We start from the raw sequence: 17898 nt of genomic DNA, 5'->3' as shown, positions 1-17898 counted from the left end.
TGAATGGCCTACTTGACATGTAAATGATGTGCATGCTTTCTGATCATATCCACCCTTTTGGTAATATGCTTAACATATTTATTAAGTTCTAATTCAATCATATAAACCTGACTATCATAGGATTCTGAACCAATCTCTGTTTTCAAATCTTTGGAGTTTCTTTCTATTTCGCTTCTTCCTTTACATTCTTCATGCAAGAAGTGAATGAATTTTTTCATACTATATTCCTCCTCAAACTTTTCAATGTCCTTGATGGTTTTTTCTATCTCTTTGTCATGGCTAATTCTTACTGCTTTGGTGAGCTTTGCGTATAGAACCGAATCGTAATGATGGATTCCCTCAACAGTCTCAATAAATTCCAGCCTGTAGTCCTTGTCAGTGCAAAATCTGGATAAGCCATCATAACTATTGAGCTCCTCAGACTTTTCGTCCCAATCATAGGTTAAGCTGTCAATTTTTTGACCTAAGGATTCTGATTCCTGCGCTGAGGCGATAAGGCTAAAGAATAAGATTGATGGAAGTAGAAATATTTTTTTCATCTTGAATTTTTATAGGTTCTCTGCAAATATTAAACCAATTTGATGGATAAATTACAACAAAATCTAGTGATTTTACCATTTAGTCTTCAGGCTGGAGCCAGTTAGGTACGGAACTTGCATCCAGAGGTTTTGCTTGAACTGAATTCAGTGGAACCTAAAATAACCTTCGAAATAAAATATGCGATCATATTTACGCCTCATTATCTTTTGTGTTCTGACATCCTTGATGTCCGAAATTAACGCGCAACAGGTGAAATACTTTAGGACCGGTGAAAAGCTTGAATACAGTATCAATTATGGATGGTTCAGGCTTGGGGAGGCAGAGGCAATGGTCATTGATCACCGCGAGAATCAAGGCGGGATTAGTCAATATAGTATAGAGCTCAAGGCGAGAACCGTTGGTTTTCTGAGTTTTATTAAGAATGTTGAAGCCCGTTATTCATCTTATTTGGATACCCGGACTTATAAGCCTGTTTATTCGGAAAGCCAACTGCTTGAAGGGCGTGATACCTGGGATCAGGACAATTTTTTCGATTATGAGAAAATGATTGTTGATGTTCGGGTCAGGAGGAACAGGGCAGATAAAAGATTCAGCCAGCGAGACGTGCCTCTCAAAGAAAATACTTATGACATTCTAGGGACCTATATGTATTTAAGAAATATTGACTGGGGGCAACTTGATGTGGGTGACAGCTTAATGCTGAGTACGCTTTACCAAAAGAAGATTTATGATTTTGGAGTAGAGAGTGCTGGTTATGAAACGGTAACTTTTGAAGGTGAAGATTATAAGGCCTACAAGCTTTATGTGCTATTTCCCATTAGCACAACCTTTCCTAAGGAGAAGGCGGTTATATTCTGGGTAATCAATCGGGATGGTGTGCATTTACCTGTTATGATAGAAGCGAATATGAGGATAGGGAGGGTAACCTGTGAATTGAAAGGGGTGTCTTATCCAGATTGAGTTGCTAGGGCTTGAGGTGACGCTGTTGATTAAATTCCTTTATTTTTTCGTTGAGCATTTTAAAATTTAATTTTCCCTGAACCTCAACCAGATGTGCGGCAATTGCCAGTGATTTTCTCAATCTGCTATCAGTATTCTTTACCTGGTTGACAATATAAATGAGGTTTCTTTTTTTGCCTTCAGTTAACTGGAGGAAATACTCCCGGGCTTCAATGTCCTGCTTCAAGGTAATGTCTAATTCTTCAGGCATTGGCATGCCGTATTCGGACTCATCCTTTTGGATATTAATGGTGATTGACTCACCGGGTTGAAGATTGAGTTCTTTCAAAAGGGGCTGGTTGATCAATATAAAGTAACCTTCTGAATACGGCACGAGACCCGTCTGAATCTTTTTTCCTGATTGCACAAAAGAGCAAACTACCCTGCGATCGAGACCATTAGCATATTGATCACCTATTGTTTTCGGAACGTGTAAGTAAAAATTATAAACCTTGTTTTCTGTGAATTGAAGAAGAGCAGTTTCAAATGTGGTCATTTGTTATCCAAATTTTCACAAGTCAGACAGGCATTGGCATAGCGATCGTATTCATCATATGATGGTCCCGGTTTTCCGAAAAAAGTAACAATTTTATCCAGTCGGATTTTTTCAGATCCCATGGTGATAAATTCTCCGTCCGGATTTCTGCTTTTCTCGAGAATAAGCCCTTCCACACATTCTAATTTTCTCACATCATCAAGGTAGTAGTGCACCTTCCCAGAGCTCTTTTTGGATATTATTATTTCTATTTCTTCAATGTAATCGTGATGTACTTGTAAATATTTATCTTTAGGCTGCATTGATATAAGAGATTGTTATCGATGTACTTCCGGTTAATTTAGTTTTTTATTCTTTAGCCCCAAAGCGATAAATTGCGGGAGTTGATAAAATTGTATGTCTTTTAAATTCAATTGAAAGCTTTTTAGTTCCGTCAATGATCTCAAGAATACTAAGCATTTTTCTTAATGAATGGATCATCCTCGTGGCCATTCTACTTAACTCTATTTTATTGTTTTCCATGGGCTTTGAGGGGCTTCATGAGAATGACTTTTTTGTTTTACTCGATCATTTATTCACGCTGTTTTTCATCTTTGAAGTGCTCGTGAAAACGGGTATGTATGGTTGGAAGAAGTATATTTCTAATTCCTGGAATAAATTTGATTTTATACTGGTAGCCATCTCCATTCCATCGCTTTTTGAATTATTAGTTGATATACCGGACATTTCTTATCTACTGGTTTTTAGATTATTGAGGGTTCTTAGAATTTTGCGCTTTATGCGCTTTATCCCTAATATATCTCAAATGATTGCCGGGATTGTAAGGGCTTTCAGGGCATCAGTATTTGTGTTTGTAGCTATCCTAATTTACAACATCCTTCTTGCTGTACTAAGCAGTTATTTATTCAGAGACGAAGCTCCTGAGCTCTTTGCTAATCCTGTTCTCTCACTTTACTCTATTTTTCAGGTGTTTACCCTTGAGGGTTGGAATGAGATTCCTGCAACTGTGATTGCAAACTCTGATCCCGGTTCATGGAAACCTGCTTTGACCAGGATTTTCTTTGTTTTTGTTGTGCTCACAGGAGGGATCTTTGGTATGTCCATTGTAAATGCCATTTTCGTCGATGAGATGGTGATGGATAACAATGAGGAACTGGAATCTAAGGTGGACAAGCTCAATGAAAAAATTGATCGTTTACTGGAGGAACGAGGCCGGTCAGAATCATAATCTGGGAATTATTGAAGAAGGATTTTAATATCCTTCTCTCTTTCTTTTGGAGTCACTTGAAGTTTTGAAATCTTGCCTTCTTTTAATTCACATTCAATTATTGTGTTGAAAGGGGCGTGAAGCTTAAACTGCACATCCCATTCCTTTGGCCAGGATGGGAAAAGGAGTAATTGATCATCTGTTGTTTGTAGCAACATCTCCTGTAGCCCAAGGGCTCCGGAACCTCCCCAGTTATGATCCGGGATCCAGTCAAACCCAGGTCCCCAAAATGACGGAAATCTTCTGCCGCTATCTTGGAGTTTCAATGTGGTCAACTCTACCGCTTCATAGACCATTCCAAGTCTTGCTGCCCAAATGCTGTATTGTTTCCATCCTATATGAGTTTTGAATTTCTGAACATCCTGATCGTATCTGTAGGTATTGATAGCAGTATCCAGCCCCGGTTTGCCCACTCCGAAAAGCCCCCAGGGGTAGACGGGGTAAAGCTGAGGCGCTTCGGTGTTGTTGATCCTTTCCCAATGTATAGCAGGGGAAATCAATACCTTATTCTCTATTTTTCTGTAGGGAATACCTGGGATCTGATCCAGCATGTCAGACCAGGTATTTCGATGGTCCGCAGGTAGATACCTGGATTTCAGCAGTCGAGTAAGCACCACTTGTAGCCCGGCGATAGTTGCAGAGGCATTGTAGGTCATCTTGTATGTCTCACATGCTGATCCCGGATATAGAATTAAGTCTCCATTTTGATCCAGGAGCTTAGTTCCACGTTTTGAGGCCAGATATTGATAATGTTCGTTGAAAAAGGTCAGAGAGCTTTCTATCAGTGGGATGTATTTGGAAATATCTTTATCAGCATAGGTCTCTGTTTCTAAAATCATGAGGCAGAACTCTAACACGGTATCCCATTGGTATTCCAGCCAGGCGTTGTATTGCATGCCTGGGTCATAGTTTTCAGGTCTTTTGGAGCCATATTCGGCGTAATTGGGCAAACCAAAGTTTTCAATTTGTTCAGTAAAACAAGCACCATTATGACCCCAATAATATTGGCTTCGTAACTCTGCATTTTTAAGGATACGCAGATAAAACTCAAATTGCGGAATCATCATATCGAAGTCACCACTTCTCAGCATGGGGAAGTAAACAAGCCGTTGATTTTGAGCCGTATGGGTACCTCCACCCCAGTTTCTATGGTCGGGAGTAAACTTATAGATGCTATCAACGGAAGAAGGGTCATAAGTGAAGAGCCCTCCATTGAATTTTGTTGGCCATTCACCATAAGCATTGCAGCCCAACATATATCTGAATAGCTGGTAATTGCGTCCAACCTGCCAGACCGAGTCTTGCTCCTCGCGATCAATCCTAATGTGACTCCTGTCCCAATAGTCATTCCACCAGTTGCAGGTATTCTTCTTAAGTTTTTTTGCGTTTGATTGGGTATCTATTATCTTTTGTAGCTGGTTGTTCCACTCTGAAAGAGAGGGGAGTTGCTCATTATGTAGAATGACGGATACATTATGTGATTTGGAGGGTTCTTTGCTGATTTGTTTCCATCCTTTGAAATCCGTATCCATATAGACCCCTTCATAAATTCCGCCGATTTTTAGGTTGCTACCGGTTACCAGCCCACCAAAGATTCTATTACTCAATGGATCATAAAGCTGATCCTTTATTGGGGTCAGCTGCTGGTCATCCACAGTGAGATTAAATATCGTTTCGCCACCATTCAGATGGGCAAAGGTTACGCCTCGGTCACTGGTGTATATGGTGTCTTTTGAGGTGACGACATTTTTACCTCGCCACTTGTATGAGCTGGCGAATTTTGCTCTACCCTCAAGTGAGCGATCCTTATAGCGCCAGCTCTCATACCCAACTTCAATTTCGGATGGGATAGAAGTGTTAATATCAACATGAGCCACCGGACTAAAAACATCTACCCAAATATCCAACTCGGCCTTGATTTGATCGTTTTCAGCAATAATTACAATGTTTCCATCCTTTAAATTGAGTTCCTGTCTAAAGGATCCATCGGTAAAGGGATTCGGGGTAATCCCAATCCTCATTCTCCCTAATTTCAGTAGTGTATTATTCTCGTCAAAAGCCCCGCTTTTGGAAATGTAAAACAGTAATTCATCATTTTCTACCCATACATTCAAACCGATATCGCCACCACCGCATGGCATCGATTCGGAGGAGTTATTGCTTTGGCTTTCCCAGACAATATTGTAATCCGCGACCGATTGGCCTCTTACGTCAAAAAAGGACAATAGAAATATTGCCGAGATAAGAAATGCTGTATTAAGAGGGGTATTCATTATTCAGCGGACCAATTGTCAGTTCGGAATGAAGTTACCGGGATGCCTTCCGTGCTAAAAAGCTGAGCAGGTCCTTCATTGCTGAAGGCGTACCTAACAGCGATAGGTTTAGCCACCTGATCAGACCATATCTGCACAGTCTTTCTCCTCACCTTGCACGTGGCAGGATAGAAGACTTTATCTTCTCCTGCGATTTCAAATGCGGTGACTTCTTTTCCATAGGATGTAAGGCCATTGGGAAGATTTTTGAAAGTGAGGGTAACCTTATTTTCCTCAGTGTTTAGTTCATCAAAGTCAGGAGTAGCGAATCCAAATCCTTCAAAGCCGTACGTTTGGGCAAGAGCTAAATAGGCTAGTCGCTCTCCAGGCGTCTTTTTATCCATTGGGTGGATGGTTTTCATATCTCCTTTATCCAAAATGCACGCCATGCCACTGTTTGGGATAACGTACTGTGCTTTTCGCTGTGCGTCTCTTAAATAGGCCGAATTAGCAAACCAGGGCTTATTCGCTGGGTAGAAATTATCATAACTGAATGGTGCAATTTGGACGAAATAAAAGGGAAATACACCCTGATCCCACAGTGCTCGCCAATGGTGTACCATATCAGGAAACAGTTCTTCATAGGCTAGTGGTCGTTCGGCATTTGACTCCCCCTGATACCAAATGGCGCCCTTAATTGTATATCCGATGACGGGTGAAAGCATGCCGTTGAAAAGTACCGTTGGTGTTCTATTGACTTCTTTTATGGAATCGTCGTTATCAGGGATAACAACATTTTCGTAGGGAACGAGCATTGATTCACTCATCCATGCCTCCACATTTGAACCCCCAAAATTCACATCGACAAGGCCGATAGGGACTCCTGTAAGTTCTTGCACAAGTTTGGCAAAATAATATGCTGTAGCACTGAAATCACCTGTAGTGGAAGGACTGGCAGATTTCCAACTCCCTTCAAAATCGGTTTGAGGAAGAGTAGTTGATTTTCGTGGTACGGAGATCAACCTGATGTTGGGATTAAGGGAGTGAATGATCTCATCATTGGAATTTTCCACGGGCTCACCTCTAAAGCCCTTCACCGGCATTTCCATGTTTGATTGCCCGGAGCACAACCAGACTTCTCCAATAGCTACATTTTTAATGGTCTTTTTCTCTGAGCCTTCAATTGTTATGGTGTACGAACTCCCTGCTTTTGGAGTAGCCACAAAAGCTTTCCATTGACCATCTTTCTTTACCTTGGCTGAATAGGTTTTATTATCCCATGAGGTAGTTATTTTAACTAATTTGTTTTTGCCCAGTTCGGTTCCCCATATCGCAGCTTCAGTTTGTTGTTGAAGTACCATGTTATCGCTGAAGAGCGCTGGAAGTTTGATCTGTGCAAAACAAGAGACTGCTAGACAGAGCAGCACAAGGGAAAGGGTGTTCCGTAAGGTCATCATAATGTTGTTTGTAAATTTGGATGATTAAAGCTAGAATGAATTTGTGAAAACGGTTGCATGATAAGGCAGGATGGATGGTGTAAAAAGTACATTTAATTTTGAAATGCTTTATTAATACCCTGAACCCCAAATAAACACATTAATCAACATGGGACTCAAGTCTTACTGTTACCTATCAATTGTTATTCCATTTCTGATACAATGTGGTCAGGTGTTGGACCAGCGGCGCGTGGTTTGGTCATTGAATAATGATTGGGTTTCTATTGCAGGAGATAGCATCAATCAATTTGCCGGGTTTGAGCAAGAAGGGTTTAATGCTGAAAGTTGGGTTAAGGTAAACGTTCCACATAATTGGGATAAATATGAGGGTTATCGACGCCTAAAGCACGGGAACCGACACGGAATAGCATGGTATAGGAAGCATGTGTCTCTTGATCAATTCAGCGAGGGGAGAAGGTATTTTTTGTTTTTTGAGGGGGTTGGCTCTTATGCTACTGTTTATCTAAATGGACAGCAGGTAGGCCATCATGCAGGCGGACGAACCACCTTTACAATAGATGTCACTGATGCCATCCATGAAGGAGATGATAATCTTTTGGCCGTCCGAGCAGATCATCCTGCCTTCATTCAGGATTTGCCCTGGGTTTGTGGTGGCTGCTCTGATGAATATGGTTTTTGCGAAGGCTCTCAGCCTATGGGGATTTTTAGACCTATCCATTTGGTGGAAACCAGCAGCATACGCATCCAACCATTTGGTATTCATGTCTGGAATGATGAGCGGGTACGGGAGGATTCTGCAAGAATTCATATTACGAGTGAGATTAAGAACTATTCTTCTCAAGCCCGACAAATAGAAGTAGTCAATAGGCTTGTTGATCATCTGGGAGAGGAGGTTACTTCCAAAACGACTTCAATAACTATTGAAGCTGGTGAAACGCAAAATTTAAGGCAGGATTCAGAACCTTTTGGAAATGTAAGGCTTTGGTCAACTCAGGATCCGTATTTATATGATTTGGTCACTGAAGTTTATGAAGACGGTGTTTCAGTGGATAAGGAGGTTACTCCTTATGGCATCAGATGGATCAAATGGGACATTGCTGAAAACGGGTCCAATCGATTCTTTCTCAACGGAAAACCGGTTTTCCTTAATGGAACGGCTGAGTATGAGCACAACATGGGTAATAGCCATGCCTTTAGTGATGAAATGGTTCAAGCCCGAGTTAGTCAGATAGTTGCTGCAGGGTTTAACGCCTTCAGAGATGCACACCAGCCGCATAATTTCCGATACCATCAGGAATGGGATCGCCAGGGAGTATTGTGGTGGACTCAAATGAGTGCACATATCTGGTATGATACGCCAGAATTTAGAAAGAACTTCAAAGCCTTGATGAAGGACTGGATCAAAGAGCGACGAAACAGTCCGTCCATTATATTGTGGGGGCTTGAGAACGAGAGTACTTTACCAACAGAATTTGCAAAAGAATGTACTCAAATTATTCGTGAACTTGATCCAACATCACCTAATCAGCGTCTGGTCACTACGTGTAATGGCGGCACCGGAACGGATTGGAATGTGCCACAAAACTGGACGGGAACCTACGGCGGCAATCCCGATACCTATGATGAGGATTTAAAAAGACAGGTGCTGGTAGGAGAATATGGTGCCTGGAGAACACTTGACTTACATACAGAAGGCCCTTTTGATCAGAAAGGAGCTTACAGCGAGGACCGGATCACCCAGTTGATGGAGAAAAAGGTGCGATTGGGAGAAATGGCTGCTGATAGCTCCTCGGGACATTTTCAATGGATTTTCACTTCACATGAAAACCCCGGAAGGAATCAAAGTGGAGAGGCTTATCGTGAACTGGATCGTGTGGGACCGGTCAATTATAAAGGGCTTTTATCTGCTTGGGGAGAGCCTGCAGATGTCTTTTACATGTTTCGGGCAAACCATGCTCCAAAGGATAAGGAACCGATGGTCTATCTCGTTTCGCATACCTGGCCTAATCGTTGGGCTGGTCCCGGAATGAAGGATAGTCTGGTTGTTTATAGTAATTGTGAGGAAGTAGAGCTATTCAATGGTGATCGATCCCTGGGGAAGCAGAAACATCCGGGATTGGGTAGGCATTTTCAGTGGGATCATGTTGAAATTTCAGAGAGTCTTGTTACCGCTGTAGGTTATGTGAATGGCAAGGAGGTTGCCATGGATAGAGTTGAGTTTCATCATCTTCCCTTGTCGCAAGAGGTCACCGAGGAACAGGAGGCTTTAATACCCAACAAAGACGTGAACTATCTCTATCGGGTGAACTGTGGTGGGCCGGACTATGAAGATGCTAACGGGAATTTGTGGATGGCAGATGTGCATCTTGGGTCGGATGATGCCTGGGGATCAACTTCATGGACCGATGCATTTGATAAAATGCCACCTTACTACGCGAGCCAACGGCGAACTTTTGATCCAATCTTAAACACGACTGATGATCCTCTTTTTCAGTCCTTCAGATTTGGACAGGAGCAATTGAAATTCCATTTTCCGGTCGAACCGGGAACCTATGAAGTGGAGCTGCATTTTGTGGAGCCCTGGTACGGCACCGGAGGTGGTTTGGATTGTGTCAACTGGCGCAATTTTGATGTGGCCATCAATGGTCAGGTGGTGATAGATGATTTGGATATTTGGTCAGAGGTCGGTCACGATCATGCCCTCATTAAAAAAGTGCGAGTAAAAGTCACCGGAGATAAGCTGGTTGTTCATTTTCCGGAAGTGAAATCAGGTCAGGCAATCATTTCCGCCATAGCAATTGCTGCTGAAAACAAGGATTTAAAACCACAGGCAACTTCTCGAAAAACATTGCAAGTCAAAAGGGGAGGTAAAGTATCAACCTGGTTGGACTGGGGACAAAAACCATTTGATAGGAGTGAATTAGCTTTCAGGAATTTACCACCTGAACTCTTTGGTGCAGATTGGATTAAAACAGAAGATGGAAGTGGAATGGTAGAACTTGGTTTCGCCCGAGAGGCAGATATGTATGTGGCACTAAAACGGGGACTTGACCTTCCTAATTGGGTTTATGAATTTGATCGAACTAAATCTGTTGTGCAGTTGGCAGGAGATGGAACCATCGAATATGACGTATATAAGAAACGGTTTCCAATGACATCATCTCTAGAACTTGGGGCAACAGGGCAAGAGTATGGAGCTATCATCTTAGCGCAACCGGCAGCAGAACTAGAGCCGCCTTATGACCTTAAACCGAAGGTGCCTTATGATGAAGATGTTGTAATCCTTAAAGCAGGACAATTGACAATTGAGGAGAAGAATAATTTACCGGCTGTGATAGTGGGTTCGAATGCCCGAAGCATTATAGAATGGCCCATTGCTACGGGAGTGGCAGATTATCATGCCATCCACTTCAAGTTTGCTAATGAGAGTGAAGAGGAAATTAAGGCTACTTTCAACTTGATTGCTGCGGATGGTTCTTTAATGCAGTCAACTGAATTGGTATTTCATCCGACACCACCGACTAAATACCGTGAAATATCGACGACTACTGAGTCGATGATCAATGCGGGTAAATACAAGGTGCAGGTTGTGGTTGAAAATGGCCAGGGATTGGCGTTAAGAGGGATCCGTGTTCAGTAATATAAGTTTAATAGAATTGTCCACTATTGGATAATGGAAGTTCAGCAGGTTCTATTTGGCTAATTTGGCAGTTACGTTCGCCGCGTAATAACATTAAACCCAAACCCTATGCTTTATAAGTTACCTAAAGCAGTAGTTTTTATTTGCCTTTGCGGATGGTTACTGGTGTCCTGTCAGTACCATGAGATTAGTATAGGATTTCCTGAGAATTCTTCGCCCAGAATGCAGTTTGGGCTGTCCCAACTTCAGGAAAGTTTAATGGCAAATGGCTTTGAGCTATCGGACCATGAGGAAGGAAGACGCATCGAGGTAGCCATTGATTCCGCAGCTTTTACTGTTCCAGAGTCTTATACAATTCAGGCAAACGATACAGAGGTTCGGATAACTGCCGCTGATGACTCAGGGGTTCTTTATGCCTGCATGGAGCTTTCAGATCTTTTCAAGAGCAAAGGAGAAATCCCCTCAGATTATAAGTCTGATCAGTCTCCCGATTTGAAGCTAAGAGGGACGTGTATTGGGCTGCAGCTTACAGAATATCTCCCCGGCAGACATGTGTACGAATACCCGTATACACCTAAGAACTTCCCTTGGTTCTATGATAAGGAGCTTTGGATCAAGTATTTAGATATGATGGTGGCCAATAAATACAACTCTTTGTATTTGTGGAATGGTCATCCTTTTGCTTCATTGGTTAAGCTGGAAGACTATCCCTTTGCTCTTGAAGTGGATGAGGAAACCTTTAAGAAAAATGAGGAAATATTCACTTTCCTGACTGAGGAGGCTGATAAACGAGGAATATGGGTGATTCAAATGTTTTATAACATAATTGTTAGCAAGCCTTTCGCTGAACACTATGGCATTAAAACTCAGGATCGAGGACGTCCAATCATCCCATATATCGCTGATTACACGCGGAAATCCATTGCTGCATTCGTAGAAAAGTATCCAAATGTGGGACTTTTAGTAGCTCTTGGAGAAGCTATGCAAGGTATTGACAATGATGTAGCCTGGTTTACGGAAACGATTATCCCCGGAGTGAAGGATGGACTGAAGGCTATGGGGCAAACACAAGAACCCCCCATTGTGCTTAGAGGTCATGATACCAATGCATCGGTGGTCATGGAAAATGCATTACCCCTTTACAAGAATCTCTATACCCTTAATAAATATAATGGGGAGTCTCTGACAACTTATGAACCCAGAGGAAAATGGGCGGAATACCATAAGAGCCTGAGTGAACTAGGCTCAACACATATTGATAATGTGCATATCCTGGCCAATTTGGAACCTTTCAGGTATGGCTCTCCTGACTTTATTCAGAGGAGTGTAAAGGCGATGAAATCAACACACGGAGCCAACGGGCTTCATCTATATCCTCAAACTTCATATTGGGATTGGCCATATGCACCTGACCTTACTGATCCTAAAATGCTTGAAATGGATCGCGACTGGATTTGGTATCAGGCATGGGGACGATATGCCTGGGATGCGAATCTGGATCGTAATAAAGAGATCGAATACTGGTCTGGTTTATTCGAAGAGGTATATGGGTGCGACGATTGTGGAGAGAAGATATTGAAGGCCTATGAAGCTTCTGGTGAAATTTCTCCTATGATCCTGAGGCGATTTGGTATTACTGAAGGTAACAGACAAACGATGACACTGGGAATGTTTATGAGCCAGCTGGTGAGTCCGGAGAAATTCAGTCTCAATAAGATGGTCTATGAGTCCCACGGTCCGGAAGGAGAGTTGCTATCGGAATATGCGCGCAAGGAATTCGATCAGGAGAACCATGTAGGCGAGACACCAGAATGGGCTGCGGATAAGATGGTGAGTTATGCGGAGGAGGCAGTCGCGGTAATAGATGCGGTTAAAGGAGTGAGTAAGAATTCTGAAGAATTTGAAAGATTGAGGAATGACATTTATTGCTACGAGGTCTTGGCCAGGTTCTATTCTGAGAAGGCCAAAGCAGCGATGAAGGTTTTGAATTATGGCTACTCAAAAAACATTGAGGACCTGAAGGAAGCGCTACCACATCTGGAGCGCAGTGTCGAGCATTTTGGAAGGCTTGCCGAGCTAACAAAAGATACCTACGCTTATGCCAATAGCATGCAAACTAAACAGAGAAGAATACCGATTGGAGGTGATGATGGGAAGAATAAAACCTGGCAGGAGCTCCTTCCATATTACCAGGACGAACTGGATAACTTTAAACGCAATATTGAGTTGTTGATCAAAACTTCTGGTGAAGCCGGCCAAAAGCCCGGCGAGACCTTAACAACCGTTGAAGTAAATTTTACCGGGAGTTCTCAAGGCACATATAAGGTGCAAGAAGGAGCTAAACCATTTAGTGAAAGCCAATATGTTATCGAAGGTTTGGCTGAAGAGTTGGTAGGGCTTGAGGGAGTGTTGTATTCTTTTCAGGATTTAGATGATCATGATACGGAGGTGAAGTTTTCCAATGAAAAGCCCGTGAAGATGTTAGTGGGTTATTTTCAGTCAGATAAAACGGAGTTTTTAGCTCCACCAACACTTGAGCACGATGCTTCGGCCAATGAATATGGTCAGGCAGATATCAAATTGCTTAACGCTATCAAAATCATTGGATTACCTCCAGTGAATATACATACCTATTATTTTGATCCGGGTGAACATTCGTTGTGGTTCGATAACGATGTCTTCCTCTTACTGGGCTTTATCGATGGGTCGGAGACGATCTCACCCAGGGATGCGGGGTTTGTTCAGGAAGGGCAAATGGCCGGGCTAGACTGGTTATTTTATTAGGTCAATAGAGCGGGAAAATTACTGAGGAGATTGTGTTAAATTGTTTATAACCCAAAAAAGAAAAATATGAGTGAAATTCAGCAGGCCACAGCAGGTGGATCATCCCTTGTTGAAAGACTGGACGCATTATACGAATATGATCGCGAGCCGGTAGCCAAAAACAAATTGCATGGTTGGGGGACCTTCATCGCAATGTTTGCCGGAGAGCATGTGGCAGGAACTGAGTTTGTGTTGGGCCCTCTGATGGTTATGCATGGGGTGTCTGCTGTAGACTTTTTTGTGGGGCTTTTGATTGGTAACGTACTTGCGGTTTTGAGCTGGGCCTTGTTTTGTGCGCCGGTAGCTGTTAAAACACGTTTGACCATCTACTGGCAACTGCGTAAAATATGTGGGCCTTACCTGACCGTAGCTTACAGTGCCTTCTATGCGGTAATTCTGTGCCTTCTTGCAGGAGCCATGGTAAGTGTGGCGGTCACGGCTATTTCGATTCCTTTCGGAATACCTAATCCTGATTATGTTGCCGGGGATACCATTCCAACACTTCCGTGGATGTTTTTAGCATTGATCGTGGGAGTGGTAATTGCAGCCCTGGCGGTATTGGGTTTTGATAAAATAGCTCACTTTTCTAAAATCTGTGCTCCCTGGATGGTGCTGGTGTTTTTCTCAGCTGGGTTAGCTGTGCTAGCTGATTTGGGAGCAACCGGTTTTTCAGATTTCTGGACCATCGCCAGTGAAAAGATCTTTACAGGGGTTCCGATTGGGGGCAATTCGAAGTATACCATATGGCACGTGATTGGCTTTGCATGGCTGTGTAACGCCACCCAGCATATCGGGATGAGTGATGTCACCATTTTCAGGTATGCCAAGGATTGGAAGCAAGGTTTTGCATCGGCTTTTGGAATGTTCCTCGGCCATTATATGGCCTGGATTGCATCAGGTATACTTTGCGCAGCATTTTTAGCAGAAGGTTTTACAAACCCACAACCGGGTAACATTGCACTGTTCGGCGCAGGAATGGCTGGTTTGATCAGTGTAGTGATTGCAGGTTGGACGACAGCCAACCCAACACTTTACCGTGCAGGGTTGGCTATACAGGTGGCTACACCGAACTGGAAAAGATGGAAGGTGACCTTCCTGGCAGGTGCCTTCATGATAGTTACGGCATGCATCCCCGCTGTCAATGCTTATTTGGATAGGATTATTGGGTATTACGGGCTGTTTTTCATGCCCCTAGGAGCCTTCATTTTCGTTGATGTTTGGATCTTTCCAAAGATTGGGCTCGAAAGTGATTATGCAGAAAAGAATAATATACTCTTAAGTTGGCCGGCAGCTGTGGCGTGGATGGCCTCTTTCTTTATTATGCTGTTTTTCTATGGTAAGGACAACTTTCCATGGCTGACAGAAGCTTTGGGACAACAGCCGCCCTGGCTGGCAAGCATCAACGCTGACCTCATGTTCATGATTGCTCCTGAATGGATACTGTCCGTGCTCCTTTACATAGGATTGAGCTATATACAACAGCAAAAAAGGTAGTGCACAACCTAAATTCAGAACAATGAAGACATTATTGAAGATATTATCCTTGATTGGTTTGGTGCTTACACTGCTACCATCATTCCTCGTGTTTTATGACGTCATTGATATGGCAACACATTTTAATCTTATGGGCGTAGGTGTAATCCTCTGGTTCGGTTCTGCACCATTTTGGATGAAGGGACCATCTTTAGAATAATGAAGACATAAGAAGGGTTTAATGCAAATCATAAACTTAAAATCCGAGTATAAGTGTAACCCATTAGGGCTGAGCACCCCATCGCCAAGGTTGAGTTGGGAGGTAGTGACTGATGAAAGGGGGTGGAAGCAGCGGGCCTATCGAATAACGGCTTCAACTTCCTCTAGCCTGGATACCGAAACTCTCATTTGGGACTCGGGAAGATTAGAATCAGATCAATCCATTCATGTGGAATATGCAGGTTCTCAACTTACCTCCGGTCAGAGAGTTTATTGGGGTGTAGAAGTCTGGGATGAAAACGGGAAATCAGCCAAATCCCATGAGACAGCTTTTTGGGAAATGGGAGTGTTGGATGTCTTTGAGTGGAAGGCCAATTGGATCACTTACCCCTGGGGGAATAATATTTCTGAGTCATCTGCGAGTCCTTTTTTTAGAAAGTCTTTCGGTGTTGAAAAGGAGATAAAATCTGCTCGAATATATGCCGCAGCATTAGGGCTTTATGAATTGGAGTTGAATGGTGAAAAGGTTGGAAACGAGGTGTTTACTCCGGGATGGACGAACTATCATCAGCGGATTCAGTATCAGGTTTACGACGTTACCAAACAGCTGGCACAAGGCGAGAATGTCGTTGGTGCTGTGCTGGGAGACGGCTGGTATCGGGGGCATTACGGTTGGTGGGAAAACAATCGCAATACCTATGGAGATACCATAGCTCTTCTTTTACAACTCGAAATCGAATACATAGATGGGACTGGTTTGATGGTAATATCAGATGAATCCTGGAAGACGTCAAAAGGACCTATTCTCAAATCTGATATTTACGATGGAGAAACTTATAATGCTAACCTGGAATTGACTGGTTGGTCTACCTCGAAATATTCGGATAATAATTGGCAGCGTGCTAAAACCTATGCTCACTCCAAAGAAGTACTAGTCAGTTCCGAAGGAGACCCGGTAAGAAGGATTCAGGAAATTAAACCAATAGATGTTTTCTTAACTCCAAAAGGAGAACAGGTTTTTGATCTGGGACAGAATATGGTTGGCTGGGTCAGGCTGCAAATATCCGGTCAAAAAGGCCAAACGATTGTACTCAGGTTCGCCGAAGTACTGGATCAGGAAGGAAATTTTTACACTGATAACCTTAGAAACATAGAATGCACCGATCGCTATATTCTTAAGGGTGCCGGGTTGGAAGTGTATGAGCCTAAGTTTACTTTCCATGGCTTTAGGTTTGTTATGATCGAGGGGCATTCCGAAGAGGTTAGCAGAGAAATGATCACGGGGATAGTAGTGCATTCAGACATGCAACTTATCGGGAGTTTTGAGTGCTCAGAACCTATGATCAATCAGCTTCAGAGCAATATTCAGTGGGGACAAAAGGGAAATTTTTTGGATGTTCCTACCGATTGTCCTCAACGAGATGAACGACTTGGCTGGACCGGAGACGCCCAGGTTTTTGCTCCTACTGCCAGTTTTAACTTCAATACCGCACCATTCTTCACAAAATGGTTGAAGGACCTGGCCACTGAACAGAAAGAAGATGGGAGTGTGCCATGGGTGGTTCCAAACAATATTGTTGATGGAGGAGGAACTGGTTGGTCGGATGGCTACGGTGCTACCGGTTGGGCAGATGCAGCAGTGATCATACCCTGGACACTTTATCAATATTATGGAGACACTCGTGTCCTGCAGGAGCAATACGATTCCATGAAAGGATGGGTGGATTACATGATCCGCCATTCGGGTGAGGAGCTGGTCTTTGATTATGGGTTTCATTTTGGTGACTGGCTCTCTTTCGCTGAGTATTACAGCTACCATTACAATGCCCCTGATTACGGTTATGCCGGAGCTCATACCGAAAAGGCATTAATTGCTACAGCCTACTTTTATTATTCTGCTGGTTTAATGGAGAAATCGGCCCGTTTAATAGATGAGAAAGCTTATGCTGATGAATTGAATGACCTCCTTCCAAAAATCAAAGCGGCCTGGAACCGTGAGTTCATGACACGGACGGGGAGGTTGGTTTCCAGTACTCAGGCGGCTTATGCCATTGGTTTGGTGTTTGGTATTGTCGATGATGAGAAACTAGACACCATCTCCCAAAGACTTGCAGATGATGTGAATCATTTCGGTCACCTGACTACGGGGTTTCTAGGGACGCCCGTTTTGAATTACGCGCTTTCCGATTTCGGGAATCAGGATCTGGCATTCATGCTGTTGAATAATAAGCGATATCCTTCCTGGTTATATCCCATTACAAAGGGAGCCACTACCATTTGGGAGAGATGGGATGGCATCAAACCTGATGGGACTTTTCAAACTGTGGGTATGAATAGTTTTAACCATTATGCATATGGGGCGATTGGTGAGTGGCTGTATTCCAGGGTGGCAGGTATCAGAATTGATCCGGAAAAACCTGGATACAAAAATGTGTTATTTCAGCCGCTTCTTGGGGGTGGGTTAACCTTTGCGAAAGCTTCTATTCATACGATGTATGGGAAAGTGTCGGCCGGTTGGGAAGTAAAAGGAGATAAGACCTCCTACACTGTTGAAATACCTCCCAACTGTACAGGGACGGTGATACTACCAGATAAAGATGAAACGACATTGGGTGGGAAATTGGTTGAAGAAAGCCCAGACGTTATCGCCATTCATAGAGAGAATAAGACTGTGGAAATTAACCTTGGGTCAGGAATCTATACCCTCTTTTTTTAGCAATTGAATTAATGAT

12 protein-coding genes are annotated in these 17898 nt (G+C 43.0%); 7 read left to right on the top strand and 5 right to left on the bottom strand.

Annotated elements, in window-relative coordinates; all coding sequences use genetic code 11:
- Nucleotides 1-8 precede the first annotated feature (8 nt).
- A complete protein-coding gene (locus NXR94_RS16435) occupies nucleotides 9-539 on the bottom strand; it encodes a hypothetical protein (protein ID WP_258105770.1) in 531 nt (176 codons plus the stop codon).
- Nucleotides 540-765: 226 nt separating this feature from the next.
- On the opposite strand from NXR94_RS16435, the gene NXR94_RS16430 reads away from it, so the two are divergent.
- Complete coding sequence (locus NXR94_RS16430; RefSeq protein WP_258105769.1) at nucleotides 766-1500, top strand: DUF3108 domain-containing protein; 735 nt, start codon at nucleotides 766-768, stop codon at nucleotides 1498-1500.
- A 4-nt stretch (nucleotides 1501-1504) separates the two neighbouring features.
- Here NXR94_RS16430 and NXR94_RS16425 read toward each other — a convergent pair whose 3' ends face one another.
- Both NXR94_RS16425 and NXR94_RS16420 read right to left on the bottom strand, forming a co-directional pair.
- Nucleotides 1505-2035, bottom strand: a complete 531-nt coding sequence (locus tag NXR94_RS16425; RefSeq protein WP_258105768.1) for a YdeI/OmpD-associated family protein — start codon at nucleotides 2033-2035, stop codon at nucleotides 1505-1507.
- A complete protein-coding gene (locus NXR94_RS16420) occupies nucleotides 2032-2337 on the bottom strand; it encodes a hypothetical protein (protein WP_258105767.1) in 306 nt (101 codons plus the stop codon). The genes NXR94_RS16425 and NXR94_RS16420 overlap by 4 nt, the downstream gene beginning before the upstream one ends.
- Nucleotides 2338-2471: 134 nt before the next feature.
- Between NXR94_RS16420 and NXR94_RS16415 the strand changes: the two genes are divergently transcribed.
- Entirely contained in the window at nucleotides 2472-3263 is a 792-nt protein-coding gene (locus NXR94_RS16415; protein ID WP_258105766.1) for an ion transporter, read from the top strand.
- An 8-nt stretch (nucleotides 3264-3271) separates the two neighbouring features.
- Here NXR94_RS16415 and NXR94_RS16410 read toward each other — a convergent pair whose 3' ends face one another.
- Nucleotides 3272-5575, bottom strand: a complete 2304-nt coding sequence (locus tag NXR94_RS16410) for a DUF5703 domain-containing protein (protein WP_258105765.1) — start codon at nucleotides 5573-5575, stop codon at nucleotides 3272-3274.
- Complete coding sequence (locus NXR94_RS16405) at nucleotides 5575-7011, bottom strand: sialate O-acetylesterase (protein WP_258105764.1); 1437 nt, start codon at nucleotides 7009-7011, stop codon at nucleotides 5575-5577. Before NXR94_RS16405 ends, NXR94_RS16410 begins: the two co-directional genes overlap by 1 nt.
- Nucleotides 7012-7159: 148 nt before the next feature.
- Between NXR94_RS16405 and NXR94_RS16400 the strand changes: the two genes are divergently transcribed.
- The 5 genes from NXR94_RS16400 to NXR94_RS16380 all read left to right on the top strand — a co-directional run bounded on the left by NXR94_RS16400 (nucleotide 7160) and on the right by NXR94_RS16380 (nucleotide 17882).
- Nucleotides 7160-10651: a malectin domain-containing carbohydrate-binding protein gene (locus NXR94_RS16400; RefSeq protein WP_258105763.1), complete on the top strand. Its 3492-nt coding sequence runs from the start codon at nucleotides 7160-7162 to the stop codon at nucleotides 10649-10651.
- 108 nt (nucleotides 10652-10759) lie between these two features.
- On the top strand, nucleotides 10760-13435 hold the full coding sequence (locus tag NXR94_RS16395; RefSeq protein ID WP_258105762.1) for a glycoside hydrolase family 20 zincin-like fold domain-containing protein: 2676 nt from the start codon (nucleotides 10760-10762) through the stop codon (nucleotides 13433-13435).
- A 66-nt stretch (nucleotides 13436-13501) separates the two neighbouring features.
- A complete protein-coding gene (locus NXR94_RS16390; protein ID WP_258105761.1) occupies nucleotides 13502-14968 on the top strand; it encodes a cytosine permease in 1467 nt (488 codons plus the stop codon).
- Between the two features lie 22 nt (nucleotides 14969-14990).
- Nucleotides 14991-15167 carry a hypothetical protein gene (locus NXR94_RS16385; protein ID WP_258105760.1) on the top strand — a complete coding sequence of 59 codons (177 nt, stop codon included), beginning with the start codon at nucleotides 14991-14993 and terminating at the stop codon, nucleotides 15165-15167.
- A 21-nt stretch (nucleotides 15168-15188) separates the two neighbouring features.
- Nucleotides 15189-17882 carry an alpha-L-rhamnosidase gene (locus tag NXR94_RS16380; protein ID WP_258105759.1) on the top strand — a complete coding sequence of 898 codons (2694 nt, stop codon included), beginning with the start codon at nucleotides 15189-15191 and terminating at the stop codon, nucleotides 17880-17882.
- Nucleotides 17883-17898 lie beyond the last annotated feature (16 nt).

This window comes from Marinoscillum sp. MHG1-6, assembly GCF_024714475.1.
Taxonomy (GTDB): Bacteria; Bacteroidota; Bacteroidia; order Cytophagales; family Cyclobacteriaceae; genus JAMZMI01.
Note: the sequence above shows the minus strand (reverse complement) of the source record. Positions and strands in the feature narration are given on the sequence as shown.

Bases quoted from the DNA above. Each gene is read 5' to 3' on its own strand.
- NXR94_RS16415 (WP_258105766.1), top strand. From the start codon at position 2,472: ATGATCTCAAGAATACTAAGCATTTTTCTTAATGAATGGATCATCCTC.
- NXR94_RS16425 (WP_258105768.1), bottom strand. From the start codon at position 2,035: ATGACCACATTTGAAACTGCTCTTCTTCAATTCACAGAAAACAAGGTT.
- NXR94_RS16410 (WP_258105765.1), bottom strand. From the start codon at position 5,575: ATGAATACCCCTCTTAATACAGCATTTCTTATCTCGGCAATATTTCTA.
- NXR94_RS16385 (WP_258105760.1), top strand. From the start codon at position 14,991: ATGAAGACATTATTGAAGATATTATCCTTGATTGGTTTGGTGCTTACA.
- NXR94_RS16390 (WP_258105761.1), top strand. From the start codon at position 13,502: ATGAGTGAAATTCAGCAGGCCACAGCAGGTGGATCATCCCTTGTTGAA.
- NXR94_RS16435 (WP_258105770.1), bottom strand. From the start codon at position 539: ATGAAAAAAATATTTCTACTTCCATCAATCTTATTCTTTAGCCTTATC.
- NXR94_RS16400 (WP_258105763.1), top strand. From the start codon at position 7,160: ATGGGACTCAAGTCTTACTGTTACCTATCAATTGTTATTCCATTTCTG.
- NXR94_RS16395 (WP_258105762.1), top strand. From the start codon at position 10,760: ATGCTTTATAAGTTACCTAAAGCAGTAGTTTTTATTTGCCTTTGCGGA.
- NXR94_RS16430 (WP_258105769.1), top strand. From the start codon at position 766: ATGTCCGAAATTAACGCGCAACAGGTGAAATACTTTAGGACCGGTGAA.
- NXR94_RS16420 (WP_258105767.1), bottom strand. From the start codon at position 2,337: ATGCAGCCTAAAGATAAATATTTACAAGTACATCACGATTACATTGAA.
- NXR94_RS16405 (WP_258105764.1), bottom strand. From the start codon at position 7,011: ATGATGACCTTACGGAACACCCTTTCCCTTGTGCTGCTCTGTCTAGCA.
- NXR94_RS16380 (WP_258105759.1), top strand. From the start codon at position 15,189: ATGCAAATCATAAACTTAAAATCCGAGTATAAGTGTAACCCATTAGGG.